The following is a 22,743-nucleotide window of genomic DNA, read 5'->3' as shown; positions in this document are numbered from 1 at the left end:
ACATTTTTTAACACTGATATTAAAATAATTAACAGTAACACCTGCACGTGCGCCTTGTGCCGGCGCAAAAACGAGGATGAAAAAAGCGGCCCCCACGTGAGCAGGAGCCGCTTGCAGTCAGACATCAAGCCTAATTTTAAAATACTTCAGCTACAAATCCAGCATAGCAAGGCATACCAGCCGTTGTTTTTCGTCATCCTTGGCTAGTTTCCGGATTTCATACTGCTGATAAGCCCGCGCAGCACTTGGGCTTGCTGGGCCATGTCGGAAACGGCCCCGGCAGAATGCTGCATGGCGGCGCTGGTTTCGAGCGAGATGCGGTTCACGTCCTCAATGGAGCGGTTGATCTCCTCACTGGTGGAGGACTGTTCTTCCGCAGCTGTAGCAATCGACTGCACCTGCTGTGCTGTGGCGTCCACCAACTGCACAATTTCATTCAAGGCTTCGCCCGAGGTACTCGCAAGCGTGGTGGCGGTGTCAATCATGCCCACAACCTGATCTACATTGCCCACGTTTTTGCGGGTGCCGCTCTGGATATCACGGATGGCGTCGCCCACTTCCTTGGTGGCGGTCATGGTTTTTTCCGCCAGTTTGCGCACTTCATCTGCAACCACGGCAAATCCGCGCCCGGCTTCGCCAGCGCGCGCCGCTTCAATGGCGGCATTGAGGGCCAGCAAATTTGTCTGGTCGGCAATGTCCGAAATAACGCCCAGGATCTGCCCCGTACTCTCGGCCTGCTTGCCGAGCGTGGTCATCTCCGTTTTCAGTTCCACTGCGCTGGTCTGGATGCGGCTGATGTCCTTTACCACGCGGGCCACCACATCGGCACCGCTTTCTGCCTTGTTCTTGGCGGTTTTGGCGGAATCCGCCGCCTGCCCGGCATTGCGTGCAACTTCAAGCACGGTGGCGTTCATTTCTTCCATGGCAGTGGCTGTTTCGCCCACGCGCGCAGTCTGGCTTGCAGCGCCACGGCTGGCCTGTTCCACCTGGGCCGAAAGTTCTTCCGAAGCCGTGGTTACTGCCTCCACAACGCCCTCAAGTTCGGTGGCGGCATGCAGCATGCCGTCGGCCTTGGCCTGCTCGGCGGCCATGCGGGCGGCTTCGGCATCTTGTGTTGCACGGGCGGCACGCTCTGATTCTTCCTGCGCCAGACGGCTTTTTCCGTCAGCCTCGGCTATCTTGTCTTTAAGGCTGCCCACCATGCTGCGGAGGCTGTCGGCCAGATGCCCAATTTCATTACGCAGGTTGATTGTCAGGGAAGATTCAAGATTGCCCTCAGCAACGTCAGAAGCAAAAGCCTGCAACTGCCGCAAGGGGCGCACAACCACCTTGTCCAGCGCGAACAGACAAATGCCCACCAATGACAGAATAGTGATAAAGCCCAGCACCAGCATAGCGTTGCGCTGTTCATGTGCCGGAGCTTCAATTTCATCGCGGCTCACGGTCACGCCCACGCGCCAGTTCCAGTTGGGGGCCACATCCCACGCCAGCATGCGTTTTTCGCCGTTACGCACAAATTCTACGCCATTGCCGGAATCAGCCTTGACCATATCGCTGACGCCCGGCTCCCCAGCCATGTTTTTGAGGATAAGGTCGCTGTCCACGTGGCTGATCACAACGCCCTCTGGCGAAACCACAATGACGCGGCCAGTCTTGCCTATGGTGATGCCCTTGAGGTTATTGGTCAGACTGTCAATGTCGTAGGACATGCCCACGCCGCCAACCACTTTGCCGTTGTCGTCAAAAATGGGCGTAGTGACGCTGACTATGAGCTTGCCCGTGGCAATGCTTTTGAGCGGGGCGGAACTGTACCCCACCTTGCCAGCCAGAGCAGCCTTTATGTATTCACGCTCAGCCAGATCGTTAACCTTGCCCAGTTTACCCTGTGCGCAAAGAATAACCTGCTTGCCCGAAGCATCAAACAGATAGAGCGTATTTATCTCGGGTGCAGCCTGCGACATGGCAGCAAGAAAAACTTCCGCGCCCTTTTTGTCTTCGCCCGTAAGCAGAAATTCACGCAGTCTTGGCGGCTTGGAAACACCGTTTACAAACATGCTGAGCTGGGTTCCAAAATCGCCCAGAGATTTGCTTACCGTATCTGCGGTGAGGTCCATTTCGTGAGTGCTTGCCTTAAGGTTCGCCTCATCCCCCATGCGCGTTACAACAACAACCAGAGCCGACTGCACCGCCAGGACCACGATGCTGATGACCAGCAACATGGCAGTTCTGATACTGCGTGAAAACATAAAAACATCCTTTGCGTAATAAACCTGTCATCTTAGCACATTGATCCTTGGCGATTCATACGCGGCATCTCCCATTTCGGGAGGATGATAATTCCCCAAGAGATCATGCCATGCAGCCCGCAACGCGGCTATTTTTCAAATACCACGCAATCTACGTACCAGAGCAGGGGCGGCATACCGCACAGCAAAAAAGAAGCGGCAGCGCAACAGATCTGCGCTGCCGCTTCTTTGATTATCGGCTTCTAAATTATAAACTTTACTTTTTTTGCAAAGAAAGTCGTCCGGCCACAGCATCCGCCCCCATGCGGGCGAATTCGGCCACTTCACGCCCCTGACGAGCGCTTTCGGGCAAGAGCAGTTCCGGCTTGTTAGCCAGGCTTTTGTCCGGCGTCACTCCATATTCCGGCGGGAAGGAGTCGTTGAAATACATGTCCTGAAAACCAGCAAACTTGAGCGCATGGGCTGTGGCGTCAAGCACGGCATGCTCCTTGTCGCTGATCAGGCCAAGGGCTTTGGCGTTCATAAGGCCCGCGAGGCACTCACCGCCCTGGGTGCAGGCAATGTGGCCGTGACGGTTGGCCACGATCATGGCGTCCATGATCTGCTGTTCGGTCACGCGCACCACCTGGAAGGCCCCCTCGCCACCCTTTTCGATAAACATCTCCGCCAGCTTGCGCACACGCGGGAAGGAAACGGGATTGCCGATCATGGCGGCCTGCGCCACGCTGGGCGTGACGGTTACGGGCTGCCAGTGGCGGGCATCCTTGGGCGCATCGTAATACCGCCACACCGGATCGGCATGCTCGGACTGCACGCCGAACACGCGGGGCAGCGAGGAAATGATGCCAAGCTCCAGCATTTTCAAAAAGCCGCACATGATGGCCGTGATATTGCCCGCATTGCCGATGGGCACAAAGAGGCACAGATCGGTCATGTCCCAGCCGTACCATTGAGCTGTTTCATACGCGTAGGATTCCTGCCCGAGGATGCGCCAGCTGTTCTTGGAATTGAGCAGGGCCACGCGGTAATTTTCTGCCAGCAGCTCGACCACCTTCATGCAGTCGTCAAACACGCCGGGCAGTTCAAGCACAGTTGCGCCGCTGCCCAAGGGCTGCGAAAGCTGCTGGGGCGTCACCTTGCCGTGGGGCAGAAGCACCACGCTCTTGAGGGGCGCGCCCACATACGAGGCGTAGAGGGCCGCCGCCGCCGAGGTGTCGCCAGTGGAGGCGCACACGGTCAGCACTTCGTCCCACTTGTTGCGGCGGCACAGCCACTTGAGGTAGCTGAACGCGCAGGCCATGCCGCGATCCTTGAAGGACGCGCTGGGATTCTGGCCATCGTTCTTGTAGGCAAAGGGCACGCCCACGCGGTCGCGCAGGGCCGGGGCCGCTTCAATAATCGGCGTGATGCCTTCGCCCAGATACACGATATCGTCCTCGTCCAGCAGAGGAGCAAGCAGCTCGTAAAAACGGAATATCCCCCGAAGCGCAGTGCTGCGGCTGGCGGAGCGGGCGTCAAAAAGCTCGCGCCACTCTGCGCCGCTGCGTTCTTTCAGTTTGTCGAAATCCAGGTTTTCCAGCAGAAACACGCCGCCGCACTGCGGGCAGGTGTACAGCAGGCTGTCGCCGGGATGACGCGCGCCGCAGTCAAGACAAACATACTCCATGCGGCCGCGATAGGCCGGAAAATCCGCATGCGCCATGAGAGAAACTCCTTGATAATGGCATCAGGAAGGGGCTTTGCAATCCCCATCCTCACCCCCGGTCTGCAAAAACATTTTGCGGCCAGGAGCGCTTGTGGCTGTGACAATGGCGGCACAGGAGACCGCAGCATTGCCGAAATCTGCGGGAAAGCCAGACTATCCCTTATCTTCCTGCTTTTCAGCGTGCTTGCCCTTGAGCCAGCTTTTTTCGGTGCCTGCGCGCAAGCGCGCGATATTTTCCTTGTGTTTCCAGACCACCACAGCCAGCACGCACAGGGAAAGAGGCAGCCACATCCACTGGCCTGTAACCGCCAGAGCCACAACCAGCGCCGCAACGAGGCTCAGTGACCCAAGCGAAACAAAGCCGCTGCGCCAGATGATCAGGCAGCACAGGGCAGAAGCTGCCAGCAATTGCCAGAAAGCCAGGGGCATGAACACGCCAATGCTGGTGGCAACAGCCTTGCCGCCCTTGAACTTCATGAAGCAGGAAAACACATGCCCAAGCACGCAGGCCAAACCCACTATGCTGACAAATACGGGCGAGGGGTTAATGCGGAACGCCAGCCACACCGGCAGCGCGCCCTTGCAGACGTCGCACGCAAGGGTTGCCACACCCCAGCCAAAGCCGCACAGGCGCGCCACATTGGTGGCCCCTGTGTTGCGGCTGCCGCTTTCGCGCGGGTCCAGATGGCAAAAGGTCTTGGCTATAACAAGACCCCACGGCACAGAGCCAAGCACATAAGCCAGCGCAATCCACAATACTTCCAGCATATAATTCTCCGCTGCAAGCCTCTGAAAATACGGGCAGATATGCCCGCAAACCCCAAAAGTCTTCTTAAAAACACAATCTTACATGGCAGCGCAAATACCTGTTGGCGCGCATGCCAAGCTGGGACGCCGCCCGACGGAAGCGAAAGGCCGATCTAGCCTGCCGTAACAGCTTCCAGAATCATGATTTCATTATACAGGGGCTGCACCTTGCCGATGCGCACATCCACGGCAAGGCCGGGGTGCGAACGCTCGTCAAAGAGCCGCCTTTTACCGCGCACAAACATACCCTGATCGGGCAGGCTCACGGTAATAAAAGCATCGTTTTCTTCAGTGATGACGCCGTTCCACCAGACCTTGTCGCCCTTCTGGCGGAAGAAAAGCAGCTTCCAGTAGCGTGGACGGAAGCGTTGCACCTGCCCCGCCGCGTCCAGTGCGGGCGAAAGCATGTTGAGCAGGTCAATCAGCTCGGCTTCTGTCCAGCGCGGCGCGCCAGTGCGGAAAAAATGCACCAACTGTTCTTCGTTGACAAGATCGGGATAACGCCTGAGCGGCGAGGTCACAGGAGTGTAACGAGCAAGCCCGAGAGCCGCGTGGGGCCGGGCCTGCACCTCGAGGCCGGAGGGCGTGAGCGCGCGCATGATGCGCGTCATGTCCTGCGGTGTTGTCCAGATGCCCGCGTATTCCCTGGGCAGGGCTACATCCTGCACGCGGTGCAGCATGGCGACGCCCTTGTCCGCAGCCCACTGGGCCACTGCGGCGCTGGCAAGGATCATCATTTCCGCCACCAGCATCTGCGCGTCCGAGGCCTGATAATCCTGCCCCACTTCCACCCGCACGTCTGCCCCTTCGCCCTCAAGGCGAATGACAGGGTCGGGCCTGTCCATAATTACCGCGCCGTCCGCAATGCGGGCAGTTTGCCGCTGCCGGGCAAGCTCAAGGCCCAGACGCAGCTGTTCGGCATAGGGCGTAGCCGCATTCTGCGGCAGGGGTTCGCCGGCGGCCTGCGCGTCAAGCACGGCCTGGCTGTCCACATAGGTCAGGTTGGCTGCAAGGCTGGTCTGCACAACCGAAATCTCGCACTCGCCAAGGGTGCCATCCGCCGCCACATGCACAAGCACGCTCAGCGCGGGGCGCGTCTGGCCCGCCAGCAGCGAATAGGCGTCCGTGCCCAGCACTTCGGGCAGCATGTGACAGTCGCCTTCCGGCAGATAGATGCTGGTGCCCCGGTGCAGCACCATCTTGTCGAGCGGCCCGCCAAAATTCCAGAACAGCGAGGGGCAAGCCAACATGAGGGTCAGCGCCCATCCGTCGCCCTCCGCCTCCACATGAAAGGCATCGTCCACGTCGCGCGTGGTCGCGCTGTCTATGCTGATGCAGGGCAGATCGCAAACATCAAGGCTACTTTGTTGCCCGTTTTGGGCAAGGGCAGCCAGAGGATCGCGCCCTGCGGCGGCAAGGGATTCGACCTCATCGGCGCAGGCCTGCCACCATGTGTCGCCCGAGGCATAGCCCGCGCGGTCAAGCCAGAAATTATAATGCGGCGGCACCTTGCCCCAGGCCACCAGCAGTTGCAGGGGCAGATGCGGCACATCAGGCATGCCCTTGCTCAGGGTGCGCCAGATGTTTTCCCATTCCTGACTTTCAGGATCAATCATTCGGGAAAAAAGAACTTCTTCCAGCCGCTCGGCCACTTCCTGCGGGGGCCATTCGCCAAGGGCTGCACCCTCACGCGGGGGCTGGGGCAGCTCGCGCTTGCGGCAGGCAACATCCCACAAAAGGCGCAGAAAGGCGGCTCCGCCTGCAATGAGCGATTCGCGCTCAAGGCGGATTTTCTCCTCGGCCATGCGTTTTTCAACCATATCGGCTGAAAAAACCTGAAAATCCGGAGGCTGAAAACGGAAATGACTTTTGCAGGCCAGCAGGGCCCGGCCATAGGCAGCCACATGGTCGGTGGTGGGATCGCTTTCAAAAAGCTCGGCAAACCAGCTTGCCGGGGCTACTTCCACCTCGCCCTGAGCGAGTTCCCACACGTCCATAACGGGGATCTGGGCGGCCATGTCCTCGCGGTTCTTCCTGTGCGTTTCAAGCACGCGCACCGCGTCTTCCCGCCCCATATCCGCCCCGTGCATGGGCCCTATCCAGGGCAGCAGGCGCGAAGAATTGAGCCGGGTTTCCCTTCTGTTGGGCAACAGCAGCCGCAGCCTGCCCCCGACCTCTTCAGTGACCAGGGCAATCTGCACGGCATTGCCTTCCATATATTCCACCACGCAACCCGGCGCCGGGTAGCGCACACAATCAGACATGCCCGCTCCTTCAGAAAAAGCGCGTCCGCTCTCCCATAGACCGTCGCGCTTGCAGCCAAAGACATTCCTTTATTTTTGGTCTTCTGGCAAGTGCCGCCGGGGGCGTAGCACTAGGCATACTGGACGCAAGGGCTGTAAACCGCTATATTAGCGGCTTACGGCAACAATTTTTACCACGCGCATAGCGCGAGCAGGGCGGACACCCAATGAGCAACATTATTCACCAAACTGGAGGCAGCCGTACCCTGGTCATGCAGGAGCCGGAAAAACCGCAGCTCTACCGTGAGCTTTTCCCTTACACCAGCGTTTGCCGCACCTCGTTTGACGAGGTTCTGCTGTCCCCCCGACCGGCAGATCAGATGCGCATTACCGACACGACCTTTCGCGACGGCCAGCAGGCCCGCCCACCCTATACGGTCAAGCAAGTGGCAAAGATGTTCGATTTTCTGCACCGACTCGGCGGAAAAACCGGACTCATCACGGCTTCGGAATTTTTTCTGTACTCGGCCAAAGACCGCAAATGCATTGATGTATGCCGCGCCAGAGGCTACCGCTTTCCACGCGTAACCGCCTGGATACGCGCCACCAAGGACGACCTCAAGCTCGCGCGCGACATGGAATTTGACGAAACCGGCATGCTCACCAGCGTGTCGGACTACCATATTTTTCTCAAGCTGGGCAAAACCCGCCAGCAGGCCATGGACATGTACGTGAGCATGGCCGAGCAGGCGCTGGAATGGGGCATCATCCCCCGCTGTCACTTTGAAGACGTGACCAGAGCCGATATTTACGGTTTCTGCCTGCCCCTGGCCCAGCGGCTCATGGAACTTTCGCGCGAGAGCGGCATGCCGGTCAAAATCCGCCTGTGCGACACCATGGGCTACGGCGTGCCCTACCCCGGCGCGGCGCTGCCCCGCTCGGTACAGCGCATTGTGCGCTGCTTTACGGACGAGGCCGGCGTTCCCGGTCAGTGGCTTGAATGGCACGGGCACAACGACTTCCACAAGGTGCTGGTCAACGGAGTTACCGCATGGCTCTACGGCTGCGGCGCGGTCAACGGCACGCTGTTCGGCTTTGGCGAGCGCACGGGCAACACCCCGCTGGAAGCCCTGCTGGTGGAATACATCTCGCTTACGGGCGACGATGCCGCCGCTGACACCACAATTCTGAGCGAAGTTGCCGAGTTCTTTGAAAAAGAACTGAACTACCGCATTCCCCACAACTATCCCTTTGTGGGCCGCGACTTCAACGCCACCAGCGCGGGCGTGCACGCCGACGGTCTGGCCAAGAACGAAGAGATCTACAACATTTTCGACACCAAGCATCTGCTTGGCCGCCCGGTGCCCATCATCATTACCGACAAAACGGGCCGCGCGGGCGTTGCCTACTGGATCAACGCCAACCTTAATCTGCCCAACGACCAGCAGGTCTCCAAAAAGCATCCTGCCGTGGGCCAGATATACGATGCCATCATGGCCGTGTACGAAGAAACGGGCCGCACCACCAGCTTCTCGCACGAAGAAATGGAAGCCCTTGTGCAGCGCTTTATGCCCGAACTCTTCGCCTCCGAATACGACCACATGAAGCAGCTGGCTGGCGAACTTTCGGCCAACATCATCATCCGCCTTGCCCGCAGCAAGGATCTGCTGGACTTCAGCAAACACGCCTGCGGACGGTTGGACGAATTTGTGCGCGAATACCCCTTCATCCAGTACTGCTACCTCACCGACGATCAGGGCAAGCTGCGCTGCTCGGCCATCACCGACCCTGTGTACCGGGAAACCTACGAGGCGCTGCCCATCGGCTACGATTTCTCGGAGCGCGAATGGTTCAAGATGCCCATGAAAACCGGCGACCTGCACATCATGGATGTGTACCAGTCGCACTTTACAAGCAAGCTCATCATCACCGTTTCATGCGCGGTGACGGATGACAAGGACAACATCGTGGGCGTCATTGGTGTGGATATCCAGCTTGAACTGCTCCTGAAACGCGCGCGTGCGCTCCAGCAGGAAGTGGCGGCAGCTGACGACAGCGACAACGACTAAGGTAAGGAAATTCCATGAACAAGAGAATCTACTGGATTGAAGGCGACGGCATTGGCCCCGAAATCTGGAAGGCCGCGCGCCCTGTCATTGAAGCTGCCCTTGCTGCCGAGAATACCGGCATCAATCTGGAGTGGACAGAGCTGCTGGCGGGCGACAAGGCCGTGAAAGAAACCGGCTCTCCCCTGCCGGAAGAAACCATGCAGACCCTGCGCAGCGCAGAGCTTGCCATGAAGGGCCCCCTCGGCACCCCCGTGGGCACGGGCATCCGCAGTCTCAACGTGGCCCTGCGCCAGGGGCTTGATCTCTACGCCTGCATCCGCCCGGTACGTCATTTTGAAGGGCTTGAAACGCCCGTCAAACACCCCGAGCGCGTCAACATGGTCATTTTCCGCGAAAATACCGAAGACGTTTACGCCGGTGTGGAATTTGCCGCCGGGACTCCTGAGGCCCGCAAGCTTATTAACTTCCTGCGCGAAGAACTGGGCGTGAACAAGGTGGGCGATGCCGCCGCCGTGGGCATAAAGCCCATGACCGAGGCTGGCTCCAAGCGTCTGGTGCGCCGCGCCCTGCGCTTTGCCCTTGACCAGAAGCAGCAGAGCCTCACCCTTGTGCACAAGGGCAATATCATGAAGTTCACCGAAGGCGCCTTCCGCCAATGGGGCTACGATGTGGCCGCGCAGGAATTCGGCGACCTGACCTGCACGGAAAAAGAACCCGTGGCAGGCAAGCTGGTGGTCAAAGACCGCATTGCCGATGCCATGTTCCAGGAGGCCCTGCTGCGCCCCGAGCAGTACCAGATTCTCGCCACGCCAAACCTCAACGGCGACTACATCTCTGACGCGCTGGCGGCGCAGGTGGGTGGCCTTGGGCTGGCCCCCGGCGTCAACATGTCGGACACCCTGGCCTTTTACGAAGCCACCCACGGCACTGCCCCTACAATTGCAGGCAAGGACAAGGCCAACCCCGGCAGCGTCATTTTGTGCGGCGCGCTGATGCTTGAACACATCGGCGTGCCCAAGGCCGCCGAGCGCATCCGCAATGCCGTGAGCAAGGCCATTGCTGCCAAGGCCGTGACCGAAGACCTCGCCGCTCAGGTGCCCGGTTCGCGCACCGTGGGCTGCGTGGAATTCGGCGACATCATCGGCGCGAATCTGTAGCATGCGCAGCGCTGGCCCCGACACCCTGCCCGCAGCGGCATTGGGTGTGGCGTGGCTGCCGCTGATATGTCTTTAAGAGCAAGAGGAGAAAAGGAGTGTTTTTACGGCGCGGCCCGGCGGTCAACCGACTGCAGGGCGCAACCGCAAGGCGCTCCTTTTCTCCCATCCGCTCTGGCCTGAATGAAGGACTGCACCATGATCTCGCTTGACAATCTGCTGCTCTTTGTACCCATGGCCGCCATTCTGGTAATGTTGCCGGGGCCGGATTTTGCACTCATTGCCAAAATTTCACTCATGAATGGCCGCCCGCAGGGGCAGGCCGCCGCAGTGGGCGTGGCCCTTGGCATCTGCGTACACACCTCCGCCGCCATGCTGGGCATTTCGGCCATCATCGCACAGTCCGTGCTGTGGTTCAGCATCCTCAAATACGTAGGTGCGGCCTATCTGGTGTGGCTGGGCATTCAGGCCATACGCGCCGGGCAACGTGCTGGCCAGCCTGTAAGCGCTGCGGTGGTCAAAACCGCTCAGGAGCCGAATCCCGCCCGGTCTGTGCAGCGTCTGACGTTGCGCCAATGGCTGCACTTCTTCGGGCAGGGCTTTCTGACCAATGCGCTGAATCCCAAGGCTGTGCTGATTTTTCTGACTTTCCTCCCCCAGTTCATGGATCCCCACGCACCGCTTGCCCCGCAGTTTCTCACCTTGGGCAGCATCATGTCTGGCCTGTGTCTGTTCTGGTATGTGCCGCTGGCCTATATGCTGGGCCGCGTCCGGCACATCTTTGAGAACAGCCGCTTCCAGAAGTGGATGCAGCGCTGCACTGGCCTTGTGTTCATTGCCTTTGGCCTCAAACTGGCCACGGCGCAAGCTCGCTAACCCGCGTCGCGCCAGCGACCCGCAAACCCCTGAAGGTCTGCCATGATCGAAATTGTGAACAGTTCTGTCGTGATTGACGCCAACGGCATACGCATGGCTGAAGAAGCCCGCGCCAAGGGCGTGGACATTGAAGCCGCCCGCAAGAACAGCCTTTCCGCCCGCATTCTGGCGGCACACAATACCGGCACGGACGACAACGTGCTGCGCATCCGCTTTGACGCCATGGCCTCGCACGACATTACCTATGTAGGTATCGTGCAGACGGCCCGCGCCAGCGGCCTCAAGGAATTTCCCGTTCCCTACGCGCTGACCAACTGCCACAACAGCCTGTGCGCGGTGGGCGGCACCATCAATGAGGACGACCACCTCTTTGGTCTTTCCGCCGCACGCAAGTACGGCGGCATCTTTGTACCCCCGCATCTGGCGGTCATCCACCAGTATGTGCGCGAAATGATGACCAAGTGCGGCGGCATGATCCTTGGATCAGACAGCCACACCCGCTACGGCGCGCTGGGCGTCATGGCCATTGGCGAAGGCGGGCCGGAACTGGTCAAGCAGTTGCTTGGCAAGACCTACGATGTGACCAACCCGCAAAAGGTGGTCGTGTGGCTTGAAGGCGCGCCCCGGCCCGGTGTTGGCCCGCAGGACGTGGCCCTTGCCATAATTGGCGCGGTGTTCAAAAACGGCTTTGTGAAGAACAAGGTCATGGAATTTATGGGCCCCGGCGTGGCGGGGCTTTCTGTGGAATACCGCTGCGGCATTGACGTCATGACTACGGAAACCACCTGCCTGTCGTCCATCTGGACCACTGACGAAAAGGTGCGCGACTACATGTCCATGCATGGCCGCGCTGGCGACTACGCCGAGCTGCGCCTTGAAGGCCCGGCCAGTTACGATGGCCTTATCAGGGTTGACCTGAGCCGTATTGTGCCCATGATCGCCCTGCCCTTCCACCCCAGCAACGTGTACCCCGTGGCCGAAGTTGCCAAGCACGGGGCCGAATTGCTGGCCGAAGTGGAAGCCGAAGCCCAGCGCCAGTTTGGCGATGCGGCCAAAGGCCTGAATATGCGCGCCAAGGTGCGCGACGGCGGCGTGTGGGTGGATCAGGGCATTATTGCTGGCTGCGCTGGCGGCAATTTTGAAAATATCGCTCTGGCAGCCGCCATTCTGGACGGCAAATCCACAGGCAATCAGGCCTTCAATCTGGCTGTGTACCCCGCCAGCGAACCGCAGGGCCTTGCGCTCGTCAAAAACGGCGCAACCGCCAAGCTCATGCTCGCAGGCGCCGTGATGAAGACGGCCTTCTGCGGCCCCTGTTTCGGCGCGGGCGACACCCCGGCCCACGGCGCGCTCTCCATCCGTCACACCACCCGCAACTTCCCCAACCGCGAAGGCTCCAAGCCTTCCAACGGGCAGGTTTCCACGGTGGCCCTCATGGACGCCCGCTCCATCGCCGCCACTGCGGCCAATGGCGGCCGCCTTACCCCGGCGACCGAGCTTGACTGGTCCGCGCCCGCGTTGGCCAATGTCGATCTTTCCTACACGTTTGAGCCGCTCATCTACCACAGCCGCGTGTACAACGGCTTTGGCAAGGCAGAACCCGAAGCCCAGCTTGTACGCGGCCCCAACATTGCCGACTGGCCGAGCATGAGCCCTCTGCCCGAACATCTGCTCCTGCAGGTGGTAAGCGTGATCACCGACCCGGTCACCACCACTGACGAGCTGATCCCATCCGGCGAAACTTCGTCTCTGCGCTCCAACCCGCTCAAACTTGCGGAATACACGCTTTCCCGCAAAGACCCCGGCTATGTGGGCCGCGCCAAGGCTGTTAACGCCATGGAAGCCGCCCGCCTCGCCAATCCCGCCGATGCAGAACTGCTTGCCAAGGCGCGTGGGCTCTTTACCGTGTGCGGTCTTGATGTATTGCAGGCCGCAGCCGACCTCAAGCAGGTGGGCCTTGGCTCCACAATCTTTGCCGTAAAGCCCGGCGACGGCTCGGCCCGCGAACAGGCGGCCTCCTGCCAGAAAGTGCTGGGCGGCTGGGCCAATATGGCTGTAGAGTACGCCACAAAGCGTTACCGCTCCAACCTTATCAACTGGGGCATGCTGCCCTTTATCGTTGATCCCTCGCTGGCCGACAGCCTGAAAGTCGGCGACTGGCTGGTGGTGCCCAACGTGCGCAGCGCCGTGCAAAACGCCGACCCCACCTTCACCGGCTACGTTGCCAGCGAAGGCGGGCAGGCTCAGCAGATCAGCCTCGCACTCAAGGAACTGACCAGCGACGAGCGCAAGATCATCCTCGATGGCTGCCTGATCAACTTCTACAACAGCTAGGCGAGAGTTTTACGGGGGAGGGACCCCCTCCCCCTAAATTTTTTATTCTCCTATCTCGTATTCAAAGCACCAAAAGGCCTCTGTGGGAATCCACAGAGGCCTTTTTACGTAATATGCTAAAAGAGAGCTGCTTACTTGGCGGCTTTCTTGTCTGCCTTTTTATCAGCTTTTTTATCCGCCTTTGCGTCTGCTTTGGCATCGGGCTTGCTGGCGGCAGGCTGGGATTCTTCCACAGCGGGGACCTTTTCCAGTTCCTGCTTGATGGCAGCCTTGAGTTCTTCGCTGGCAGCGGCATCGGTCAGGCCTGCGCGCAGGTGTTCCGCCCCGCGCTTGGGATCTTCAAGAAAGTAGATGTACAGCACGCCGAGGCTGTAGCGTACCGAGGCTTCGTCCTTGATCTTCACGACCTGCTCAAGGGCTTCAGCAGCTTCCTTGTGGCGGCCCTGATTGTGCTGGATAACGCCAAGCAGATACAGGGGCTTGGGATTGCTCACGTCCATGGTCACGGCGCGCTGGGCAAAGGTTTCTGCCGCATCCCAGTTCTGCGCGGTCACAAGATGCTCGATCAGGTGAATAAGCGCGCCAAGATCCTGCGGGTTTTCCGCCACCTGACGCATGAGCTTGCCCACGGTCTGGGCGTCTTCGCCAGCTTCACCCCCGCCCATGCCCTGCTGTTGGCGGGCGGGCACTGTCAGATGCGGATTCTGGAACCGCGCCTTGAGCGAGGCCCCAAGCATCACAGCCAGCGCAACAGCCAGCGCGATAATGAGTATGCGGGCGGAAAGGTTGCCTTTTGTTGTATCAGTCATGGTTAAGCATCTCCATCTGGGCAAGGCGCGCGGCCAGTGAACGCTGGCGAGCCGCCAGAAAAGCCATATACGAGCCAATGCCAATCCACACGGCGGCATTGGCCATGATTACCCATGTCAGTGTATCCATAGTTCCTCCGGGTGGAGTGAATGATTTCAGTTAGGGGCCGAAATATCAGGCGCTCAGCCGATTTTGCGCCAGCGCGTCAAGGCGGTCGCGCAGATCAAGCTGACGCTTGCGCAGCCACACCAGGGCCGCCCACAACAGACCAAAACAGGCAACGCAGGCCATGACGGTGACGCGCATTTCAGGTTCCAGCCCGCCGCCCTTGCTGCCAAAAACAGCCGGGTGGATGGACCGCCAGATGCGCGCCGACATAAAGACCAACGGCACATCCAGAAAGGCCACCACGCCCACCACGGCGCACACCGTATTGCGGCGCTGCGGCGGCAGATCAAGCCCGCGCAAAACCAGATAACCCGCGTACACGAACCACATGATCAGGGTTGTGGTCAGGCGCGGATCCCACGTCCACCACACGCCCCACGAGCGGCGCGCCCAGAGCATGCCCGTGACCAGCGCAAGGCCGCCCAGCAGCACGCCCACTTCTGCGGCGGCGGCAGCCAGCCTGTCCGCAGCGGGATTACGCCGCCACAGATAGGCCACAGATGCGCCAAACACCACAAAAAAACTCACCAACGCCCACCACGACATGGGCAAATGGATGTAAAATATCTTTTGCGCCAGCCCCAGAGTGACTTCCTCGGGGGCATAGGCAAACACAAGCCACTGACAGGCGGCAAAGGCAACGCCCCCCAGCAGGGCCAGAATCTGCGGCAACGCCGAACACTTGGGCATTACTCGTCCCCCGCGTAGATGTATCCAAACAGCAAAAGCCCGGCACCCAGAAAAACGGCGTCAAAAGCTGCGGCAACGCCGAGCCACGCCCCTGGCCCATCCGGATTGGGCGCGCCGAGCGCCTGCGCCCCCACGCTGATGCCGGCAAGCAAAAGCGGCGTCAGCAGCGGAAACAGCACAATACTCAGCAAAGACTCACGGGCGGCCTGCCCCTGCGCCAGCGCCCCCAGCAGGGAGCCAAGAGCGCACATGCCGATATCCGTCAGCACAAGGGCCAGCAGAGCCTCGGGCAATGGCCCGCCAAGCTCCTGCCCCAGAAAAACTACCGCCGCAGGCAGAAAAACAACCTGCGCCAGCACCAGCAGAGCAAGACCCGCGCAGCCCTTGCCAAGCCATACGGCCTGCACCGGGGCGGGGCAGAGCAAAAGCCCGAGACGGGAATTGTTAACTTCTTCCAGCGCATAGAGCTGGTTGAAAATAAGCACCTGACAAAAGGCGGAGCTTATCCAGAACACAGCCGCAGCGCCTTGCGGCGCCATGCGCTCGCCAATGCCCTGCGACAGGCTGAATACAAAGAGCAGCAAAAGCCCGAGCAGCAAGGCCTGCACCAGCCCGCTGCCACGTGCCAGCGTGAGGGCCAGATCCTTGCGGGCCATGGCAAACATCAGGCGCAGCATGCGGGGCCTCCCTGCGCGCGTTCAGAAGCCTCGTCGGCAGCACCAGCCGGTGTTTCCACCGGAGCAAAGCCGCCAAAGCCAGCGGGGGAGCCGTCATAGGCCAGCTTGCGGTGTTCCAGCGCCAGCAGCCTGTCGGCCAGAGGCGCATCGCCCGCCAGATCATGGCTGATAAGCACCACGCAGGCTCCGCGCTGCCGCGCTGCCATAATTTCACGCCGCAGCAGTGCCAGCGAGGCAACATCAAGGCCTGTGCCGGGTTCGTCCAGCAGGAGCACGTCCGGGGCCTGCATGAGCACCCGCGCCAGATTGAGGCGCTGGGCCATGCCGCGCGAGAACACGGCCGCCCGTTCGTGAGCGTGGGCTTCCAGCCCCACGCGGGCCAGCCCTGCCATGATATCGTCACGCGTCAGCTTGAGGCCGTAGGCATCGCGCCAGAAGGCCAGATTTTCCACCGCCGTGAGGCCGGGATACAGAAAGGTGGCGTGCCCCAGATAGCCCACGCGGGCCTGATCTGCCACGTTGGCAGCGCCTGCGCTTGGGCGGGAAAGCCCTGCCATAATACGCATGAGGGTACTCTTGCCCGCGCCGTTGCCGCCCACGAGCAGCGAGACACTGCCCGCAGCAAGAGCGCAGCTTACGTCTTTAAAGACGACCTTGACGCCATAGACCTTGGCAACGCGCACAAGTTCCAGCAAGAGGGCCTCCTGCGGCTAGGCCGCGCTGTTCTCGCTGTCCGACTCCGGCGCGGAATTCTTGCGGCGGCGCAGCCCGGCGAGCGGCACAAGGCACATGATGGTGCCGCCGATCCACAGCCAGTTGACCAGCGGTTCCACGCTGACCTTGACCACAACCCTGGAACTTTCATCCAGCCCCAGCAGGGAGGCGTAGATTTCGTTGCCAAGGCCGGGGATCACGTCCACTTCGGAGAACTGCATGGTGCCGAACTTGTCGTACAGGCGGCGCTCCGGCGCGACGATGCCGATGGATTTGCCGTCCTTGAAGATTTCCAGCCGGGCGGCGATGAATTCATGGTCAACGCGGCGGCCCTCGCCCAGTTCGAGCAAGGTGGCGGTATAGCTGCCCACGGTGCTGCTTTCGCCCTTGGCGAGGATCATTTCGCGGTCAGTGGTGTACGGGCCGGAAAAGGAAATGCCGATGGCAACCAGCGCCATGCCGATGTGCGCGCCCAACGCCCCGAGGGTGACAGGCTGCGAGCGGTTGGCCTTGTCTGCCAGCAGCATGACGGCCCCAAGCACAATAGCCACAGCGGCGGAAGCGCCCAGCAGGGCCGTGGGCTGATGGTAGCCCAGCGCCCAGATAACCCCGGCGCTGACCACAAATGCGCCGATCACGGCAAAAAAGCCCTTCTTGTTGCGCAGGCCCCCGCCCCAGCCAAGCCAGGGACAGGCAGCCATCATCACCACCAGCAGCGCGCCGAGGGGCAGGCACACGCGGTTGTAGAAGCGGGCGTCAAGGCCGCGCGGCGCGGCGGACCACAACTTGCTGATAACAGGCCACATGGTGGCAACCAGAATAATCACGGCAAGCGCCAGCAGCACCCAGGCCACAAGGGTCAGAAAGCCCTCGCGGCTTTCAAGCCCGGCAAGGGGTTTGCCGGTTTTGGGCGTGGCAAAGGGAATCCACAGGGCAATGACAAGGCCGCCCAGCACAAAGATGGTCAGGGGCGTCCCCACGCTGCCGTCGCCAAAGGCGTGCACGGAGTCGATAACGCCGCTGCGCACAAGGTAGGTGGCAAAAAAGGCCGAAACCGTGGTGAGCACCATCATGGCAACGTTGACGCGCCCAAGCTTGCCCCGGCGGTCTTCAACAATCAGGGTATGCAGCGAAGCCGTGGCGATAAGCCAGGGCACCAGAGAGGCGTTTTCCACAGGGTCCCATGCCCAGTAGCCGCCCCAGCCAAGCTCCATGTAGGCCCACCATGCGCCAAGCACGATGCCCGCCGTAAGGAAGAGCCACGCCAGAATGATGAAGGGCCGCGAAAGGCGGAACCACGAACCCTCGCTGCTGCTCTGCCCCGAAAGACACTGGGCCAGCGCCAGACAGGCAGGCACGGCAAAGCCGCCGTAACCAAGGAACAGCAGCGGCGGATGAAAGATCATGCCGGGATTCTGGAGCAGGGGGTTCAGGCCGTTGCCGTCTGCCGGAACAGGCGATTGCAGCACAAAGGGATTGCTCCAGCTGGTGAGGATAAGGGCAAAAAAGCCCATGATGACGTAAAAAAAGCTCCAGTACCACAGACGCGTTGGGCGGCTGAGGTTTCTGTAAGCCCGCGTGAGGGCAAAGGCGCTGCCGCTCAGGCCCACTGCCAGCGCCCAGAAGAGCATGGAGCCGGGCTGCCCTGCCCAGAAGGCGGTGAGGCGGTAAAATACGGGCAGCACGCGGTCAGTATAGCTGGCAACGTAGGCCACGCTGAAGTCGTTCCAGAACAGGGCGTGCAGCAGCAGTGCCGAGGCCAGCAAGAGCGCGCCGCTGATAACGAGGTGGGCTTTTTCCACCACGGCGAGGGAGTCTTCCCGGTTTTGCCACAGTTGCAGTAGGGCCAGACCACAGCCGCCAAGTGCGGCCAGCAGGGCCACCAGTTGAAGGGCAAAGGCAAAAACGTACATAAGACTCCTTTATCCCGCTGAGGGGGCGGCCCGCCGCAGGGCGGGGCGTTGCTATCGTTTGGGCATCGGGTGCCCGATTACGGCTCTGCGCACTGAACTGAAACCCGGCCATCTTTGCAGGGAAAGCCCGCGCCCGTGGCCCGCATGGCCCGCAACTATGGACAGAGCGAAGGGCCAGTAAGGCCAATCGCACTCGCCAAACGGCAATGCCGCTGAGCAGGCTCAGCTATTGCGGTTCTCTTTCTGGTATTTGGAGGGGCATTTGGTCATGAGCGTCTTGGCCTGAAAGCGGCCTTCCGGCCCCATGCCGCCTTCAACAATAACTTCCGCGCCAGCCTTGAAGGTATCCGGCACCGCGCCGGAGTAGCTTATCTGGATGGTCTGGCTGGCGTTGTCCTTGTCTTCAAGGCGAAAATCCACACCGGGCGCGCCCCGGTGCTTCTCAATGCCGTCTTCGGCCACAGTACCAAAAAGCCGCGCCGCCACGAGTTTTTCGGGCGTTGCGGCCTTGGCTTCCGACACGTTCAGAAAATACACGCTGTTTTCAGAAAAGCCGGAATATGCAAGATAGCCCACCCCGCCCAAAAAGAGCAGCAGCGCGGCTATGTAGATGCCAGTATTTTTTTTGCGGGCCATGCGTTTCTCCTGAAACATTGGGTCATGTTTGGTGCTGCCCGAAAGGGGCCATGACCTTCGGCCCGTTGCGCCGCAGGGGCGCGCAGACCGAACCTGCCGGGCTGGGGCTTTTGCCCTGGGCCGCCCGGCCCTGATTGCTCAAAACCTTACGCTATTTTACACCTGCTGACAAGATAGGAATTATTTTTAATAGAAGTATAATGCAGCTTGGGGCGCGGGTTCTGTGATTGCGGTCACACTTGCTGCAAGCTTTGTGTGCGGGCGCACACGACTGTATCAGCAGGCAAGCACGAGCGGCATCCGCACAAGCGCACGCATAAGCACACAGGCAAGGCAGAATGTGGCCTGCGTCTTATCATACTACTGCAATAAGATTTCTGCCGCAAGGGATAATACAATTATTCCTCGCTGCCCAAGCCGCTCCAAATGGCGCGAAAATGCGGCACGCCGATTTTGCAAGCCGGACATGGCGGGCGCAGCACAGGACAAGGCAGCAGATCAGCCCTGTCGGTTCACGCTCAGTTCGCGCCGCCGTTGACGCGCAAGCGCGCGCAGATCATCCACATTATCGCTTTCGTCCACAATTTCGCTGCCGAGGATTTCTTCCAGCACGTCTTCCAGCGACACCACGCCAGCAAGCCCACCGTATTCATCCAGCACCACAAAAAGATGCACGCGGGCCTTGAGCAGATCGTGCAGCAGCACGTCAAGCGTCTGGTTTTCAAGGATAAAGTGCGCCGGGCGCATAATCTTGCTGAGGGTCACATCCTTGCGGCCCTCGTTGATGCAGCGGCCCAGGGTGCGGCGCTCCACCACGCCCACGATGTCTTCGTTATTGTCGCCGTACACGGGTATGCGGCTGAAATGCCAGGTGCGCTGATCTGTGTAGGCCTGCTCCACGGTGAGGTCGTCCGGCAGTTCAAAAACCACCGTGCGGGGGGTCATGATCTCGCGCACGCGCTTTTGATCCAGCGCCAGCACATTGCGGATAAAGGCTTCTTCATAGGGCTTGATGCGCCCCGCCTGACGCGAAAGGCTGGTGACGGCGCGGATGTCGTCCTCAGAAATGACCGGGCCAGCAGGCGGCGGGGACACAAGGCGGGTTATCATGCTCGTAACCCACAGCAGGGGCGACATGAGCTTGACCATGATGGCAAGCGGGCGGGCGAGCATTACGCCGAGCGGCTCCGCCTTGGTCACGCCCAGATTCTTGGGCAGGATTTCGCCCATTGTCAGAATCAGCACCGTAAAGCCCACGGCAAAAATCGACATGTATTCCGGCCCGTACACAGCCAGAAAGGCCGCGCCCGCTACCGTGGCCCCGGCGGTGTTGGCAATGGTGTTGAGCGTAAGGATGGCGGCAATGGGTTTGTCCACCTGGGTGCGCAGGGCGTACAGCAGCTCGCCGGACTTGCTGCCGGACTTGCGCAGCCGCTCGATGGTTGACCACGAAAGGGAATACAGCACCGTCTCAAGCAACGAACAGGTAAAGGAAACGGCAACAGCAATGACAACGGCCAGAACAAGGGTGAGCATGGCGAAACATCCGAAAGATTTGATGCGGCGGGTCGCCCTGCAAAACGCAAGGCGGCGCTGACAGCCGAAGTTTAGCCCCGCGCGGCCCTGTTTGCAATCGCCGGGGCGTTGAGCGAGGGGGGATGTGGATGCTGACCAGCAAGCCCCGGCGTAATCTCAGCAAATGGAATGGAAAAAAGGAACGACAGTTACTGCGGCAACTGGCAAATGAGATTATGCTGACTGAAAAATGCGACTCAAAACAAAAATATTTTTGAGAAGTAAAAGGCAATATCACTGCGCAAACAAAGGGTTTCAGGCCCTGACAATCATTTTTAAATTACGCTCTTTCAAAAAAATTTATAAATTTCCTTGACAGTCAGAGGCCAAGCGCTTAGATATCTGTTCTCGCAGCGAGAAACGCTGCACGTGTCGCGGGGTGGAGCAGCTCGGTAGCTCGTCGGGCTCATAACCCGAAGGTCGTAGGTTCAAATCCTGCCCCCGCAACCAGATAATACAAGCCCTTACGGAGACGAGCCGTAAGGGCTTTTTTTATTGCTCGCACGTAAGAGTCTGCGGTAGGACTTGGCGAACTTTAGACAAGGAAAGACACTCCTCCCTTTCGTAATTCGCCGAATTCTTGATTTGATTTAACTTTTGTCAATTTTTTCTCTTTAAAGAGCTCATAAATAAAAACCCAGTATTCATCATCAAGCCCCAGGGAGACGATCTCTTTTGCAAAGTCAATCAAATTTCCGGTGGGTGCAGAGTTCTCCTTGCTATATAAATACAAAGCCATAATAAGAATACAATCTTGAGATGAAATTATTTCATTCATAGAATTTATTAATATATCTACTTTCTTTTTATATTTTAGGGCCGTAAATAATGCATATGATGCTGATGACCATTCTTTTGCGATTAGAGAATTTGAAAATATATATTCAATACATTCATTAAATATATGATCATTACAATCTTTAAGAACACTCGGAAGCAACGGAGCTAAATACGGAAACAAAAAAATTAGATGCGCGGCTTTTTTTTGAAAATATTGTGACGCTTTTGGGGACATTTTTGCACCCAAAAGCATTTTTATTGCATAGTTCAAAACTGCTGCATTATTTTCCTGTATTTCTAAAGATATCGCATAATCAAAAAAATCTGACATTTCATGAATCGATCCATCATCAATCAATATTCTATTTTGCTGATTTCTTTTTTTAAAATTATATGTACGCAACTCTCTTGCCCAAGAATTATTTATACAACACGGGAGTTCCCGTATTGTCGTTTTATTCGCATTCAATCCAAGGCGCAGCTCATTTAGCAAATCTGCAAGTGTAACAATAAATAGAGACGCCTCGTCTCTAGTTTTTGTATAGCATTTATAGTCGTCAATATACCTAGTAAATGCAAATCCTTTTTGCAACAATGCATTATCCACTTGTGACAGAAGGATATCTGAAATTAAATTTGATGAATGCGGACCAATATGAATACCATTACTTTCTTCATTCTGAGAATTTCTTATATAAAAATCTAACGTGTTAAACCATTTCTTATTATTCTTCATTCTAAAAGCATTTTTTCTTCCAACAATTGACCATGCAATACTATGTGTATATATTCCTGGAAAAAAATTTGCTATATCTGTTTCTACTAAAAAACGCTTTCCAATTGATATATTAAGATATTCAAAAGCTGCAAAATTAGTTCTCGAGGCATAATTCATCTCAAATATCTTATTTGAATTGTTTATTTTTCGTACACATCCTAAATTACAAGTACCTCCGACCCATCTCCTATTTATAAGTGCACTTATTTTACCCCAATTATCTCTTATATGCTTACAAATTGTAAAATATGCTCTTGGGTGTGGGATTGAGTATTTTCTAATTTTTGATTTATTGCTTAATGCACGTTGCGATATATAGCCATATTTTGTGTTTATATTATTAGAACAGAAATCTGTTGCTCCATCAGATAAGACAAATTTGTAAAAATTATCACTAGTAAAAATTGGAATAATTTTGTCTGAAAAAAAACCATGCGCAAGTAGCCCTTGGAATACGTAATCCGCATTATTGAGAAAAGGAAATCCGCATAGTTTGGCTATGTTACCCATGGCGCATCCTCACCAACGTTACAATTTTATCCTCTTCTATCGCTTCCGCTGGCATTTT

17 protein-coding genes and 1 tRNA gene are annotated in these 22,743 nt (G+C 58.1%); 5 read left to right on the top strand and 13 right to left on the bottom strand.

Annotation, left to right across the window (positions count from 1 at the left end):
- Positions 1–203: 203 nt before the first annotated feature.
- The 4 genes from JMF94_RS01465 to JMF94_RS01450 all read right to left on the bottom strand — a co-directional run bounded on the left by JMF94_RS01465 (position 204) and on the right by JMF94_RS01450 (position 7,022).
- Positions 204–2,246 (bottom strand): methyl-accepting chemotaxis protein, encoded by a 2,043-nt coding sequence (locus tag JMF94_RS01465; RefSeq protein WP_240823444.1) that lies wholly within the window; start codon positions 2,244–2,246, stop codon positions 204–206.
- 256 nt (positions 2,247–2,502) lie between these two features.
- The gene (thrC, locus tag JMF94_RS01460) at positions 2,503–3,948 is read right to left on the bottom strand and encodes a threonine synthase (protein WP_240823443.1); all 1,446 of its coding nucleotides are present in this window, start codon (positions 3,946–3,948) and stop codon (positions 2,503–2,505) included.
- Between the two features lie 156 nt (positions 3,949–4,104).
- Entirely contained in the window at positions 4,105–4,719 is a 615-nt protein-coding gene (gene plsY, locus JMF94_RS01455) for a glycerol-3-phosphate 1-O-acyltransferase PlsY (protein WP_240823442.1), read from the bottom strand.
- Positions 4,720–4,871: 152 nt separating this feature from the next.
- On the bottom strand, positions 4,872–7,022 hold the full coding sequence (locus JMF94_RS01450) for a ribonuclease catalytic domain-containing protein (protein WP_240823441.1): 2,151 nt from the start codon (positions 7,020–7,022) through the stop codon (positions 4,872–4,874).
- 206 nt (positions 7,023–7,228) lie between these two features.
- Between JMF94_RS01450 and JMF94_RS01445 the strand changes: the two genes are divergently transcribed.
- The 4 genes from JMF94_RS01445 (at position 7,229) to JMF94_RS01430 (ending at position 13,434) form a co-directional block, all read left to right on the top strand.
- A complete protein-coding gene (locus JMF94_RS01445) occupies positions 7,229–9,070 on the top strand; it encodes a cache domain-containing protein (protein ID WP_240823440.1) in 1,842 nt (613 codons plus the stop codon).
- 14 nt (positions 9,071–9,084) lie between these two features.
- On the top strand, positions 9,085–10,227 hold the full coding sequence (gene icd, locus JMF94_RS01440; RefSeq protein WP_240823439.1) for an NADP-dependent isocitrate dehydrogenase: 1,143 nt from the start codon (positions 9,085–9,087) through the stop codon (positions 10,225–10,227).
- A 195-nt stretch (positions 10,228–10,422) separates the two neighbouring features.
- On the top strand, positions 10,423–11,100 hold the full coding sequence (locus JMF94_RS01435) for a LysE family translocator (protein WP_240823438.1): 678 nt from the start codon (positions 10,423–10,425) through the stop codon (positions 11,098–11,100).
- A 42-nt stretch (positions 11,101–11,142) separates the two neighbouring features.
- Positions 11,143–13,434, top strand: a complete 2,292-nt coding sequence (locus JMF94_RS01430; RefSeq protein WP_240823437.1) for a hydratase — start codon at positions 11,143–11,145, stop codon at positions 13,432–13,434.
- Positions 13,435–13,565: 131 nt separating this feature from the next.
- Here the strand turns inward: JMF94_RS01430 and JMF94_RS01425 are convergent, their stop codons facing one another.
- The 8 genes from JMF94_RS01425 to JMF94_RS01390 all read right to left on the bottom strand — a co-directional run bounded on the left by JMF94_RS01425 (position 13,566) and on the right by JMF94_RS01390 (position 20,578).
- Positions 13,566–14,243: a hypothetical protein gene (locus JMF94_RS01425; protein WP_240823436.1), complete on the bottom strand. Its 678-nt coding sequence runs from the start codon at positions 14,241–14,243 to the stop codon at positions 13,566–13,568.
- Positions 14,236–14,373 carry a CcmD family protein gene (locus tag JMF94_RS01420; protein ID WP_022659954.1) on the bottom strand — a complete coding sequence of 46 codons (138 nt, stop codon included), beginning with the start codon at positions 14,371–14,373 and terminating at the stop codon, positions 14,236–14,238. The genes JMF94_RS01425 and JMF94_RS01420 overlap by 8 nt, the downstream gene beginning before the upstream one ends.
- Positions 14,374–14,418: 45 nt before the next feature.
- Positions 14,419–15,102 carry a cytochrome c biogenesis protein CcsA gene (gene ccsA, locus JMF94_RS01415; RefSeq protein ID WP_240823435.1) on the bottom strand — a complete coding sequence of 228 codons (684 nt, stop codon included), beginning with the start codon at positions 15,100–15,102 and terminating at the stop codon, positions 14,419–14,421.
- A complete protein-coding gene (locus JMF94_RS01410) occupies positions 15,102–15,779 on the bottom strand; it encodes a heme exporter protein CcmB (RefSeq protein ID WP_215646926.1) in 678 nt (225 codons plus the stop codon). Before JMF94_RS01410 ends, ccsA (JMF94_RS01415) begins: the two co-directional genes overlap by 1 nt.
- Positions 15,767–16,474 (bottom strand): ABC transporter ATP-binding protein, encoded by a 708-nt coding sequence (locus JMF94_RS01405; RefSeq protein WP_240823434.1) that lies wholly within the window; start codon positions 16,472–16,474, stop codon positions 15,767–15,769. The genes JMF94_RS01410 and JMF94_RS01405 overlap by 13 nt, the downstream gene beginning before the upstream one ends.
- 15 nt (positions 16,475–16,489) lie before the next feature.
- Positions 16,490–18,406 carry a cytochrome c biogenesis protein CcsA gene (gene ccsA / locus JMF94_RS01400; protein WP_240823433.1) on the bottom strand — a complete coding sequence of 639 codons (1,917 nt, stop codon included), beginning with the start codon at positions 18,404–18,406 and terminating at the stop codon, positions 16,490–16,492.
- Positions 18,407–18,628: 222 nt separating this feature from the next.
- Entirely contained in the window at positions 18,629–19,042 is a 414-nt protein-coding gene (locus tag JMF94_RS01395) for a cytochrome c maturation protein CcmE (RefSeq protein ID WP_192113476.1), read from the bottom strand.
- A gap of 498 nt (positions 19,043–19,540) precedes the next feature.
- Positions 19,541–20,578: a hemolysin family protein gene (locus JMF94_RS01390; RefSeq protein WP_215646928.1), complete on the bottom strand. Its 1,038-nt coding sequence runs from the start codon at positions 20,576–20,578 to the stop codon at positions 19,541–19,543.
- Positions 20,579–20,990: 412 nt separating this feature from the next.
- Here JMF94_RS01390 and JMF94_RS01385 point away from each other — a divergent pair.
- Positions 20,991–21,067, top strand: a tRNA-Met gene (locus tag JMF94_RS01385).
- A gap of 85 nt (positions 21,068–21,152) precedes the next feature.
- On the opposite strand, the gene JMF94_RS01380 is transcribed toward JMF94_RS01385, so the two are convergent.
- Positions 21,153–22,685 carry an RNA-directed DNA polymerase gene (locus JMF94_RS01380; protein ID WP_240823432.1) on the bottom strand — a complete coding sequence of 511 codons (1,533 nt, stop codon included), beginning with the start codon at positions 22,683–22,685 and terminating at the stop codon, positions 21,153–21,155.
- Positions 22,686–22,743: the final 58 nt, after the last annotated feature.

Origin of the sequence: Desulfovibrio sp. UIB00 (assembly GCF_022508225.1) — a bacterium.
In the GTDB taxonomy this organism is placed as follows: domain Bacteria; phylum Desulfobacterota; class Desulfovibrionia; order Desulfovibrionales; family Desulfovibrionaceae; genus Desulfovibrio.
Note: the sequence above shows the minus strand (reverse complement) of the source record. Positions and strands in the feature narration are given on the sequence as shown.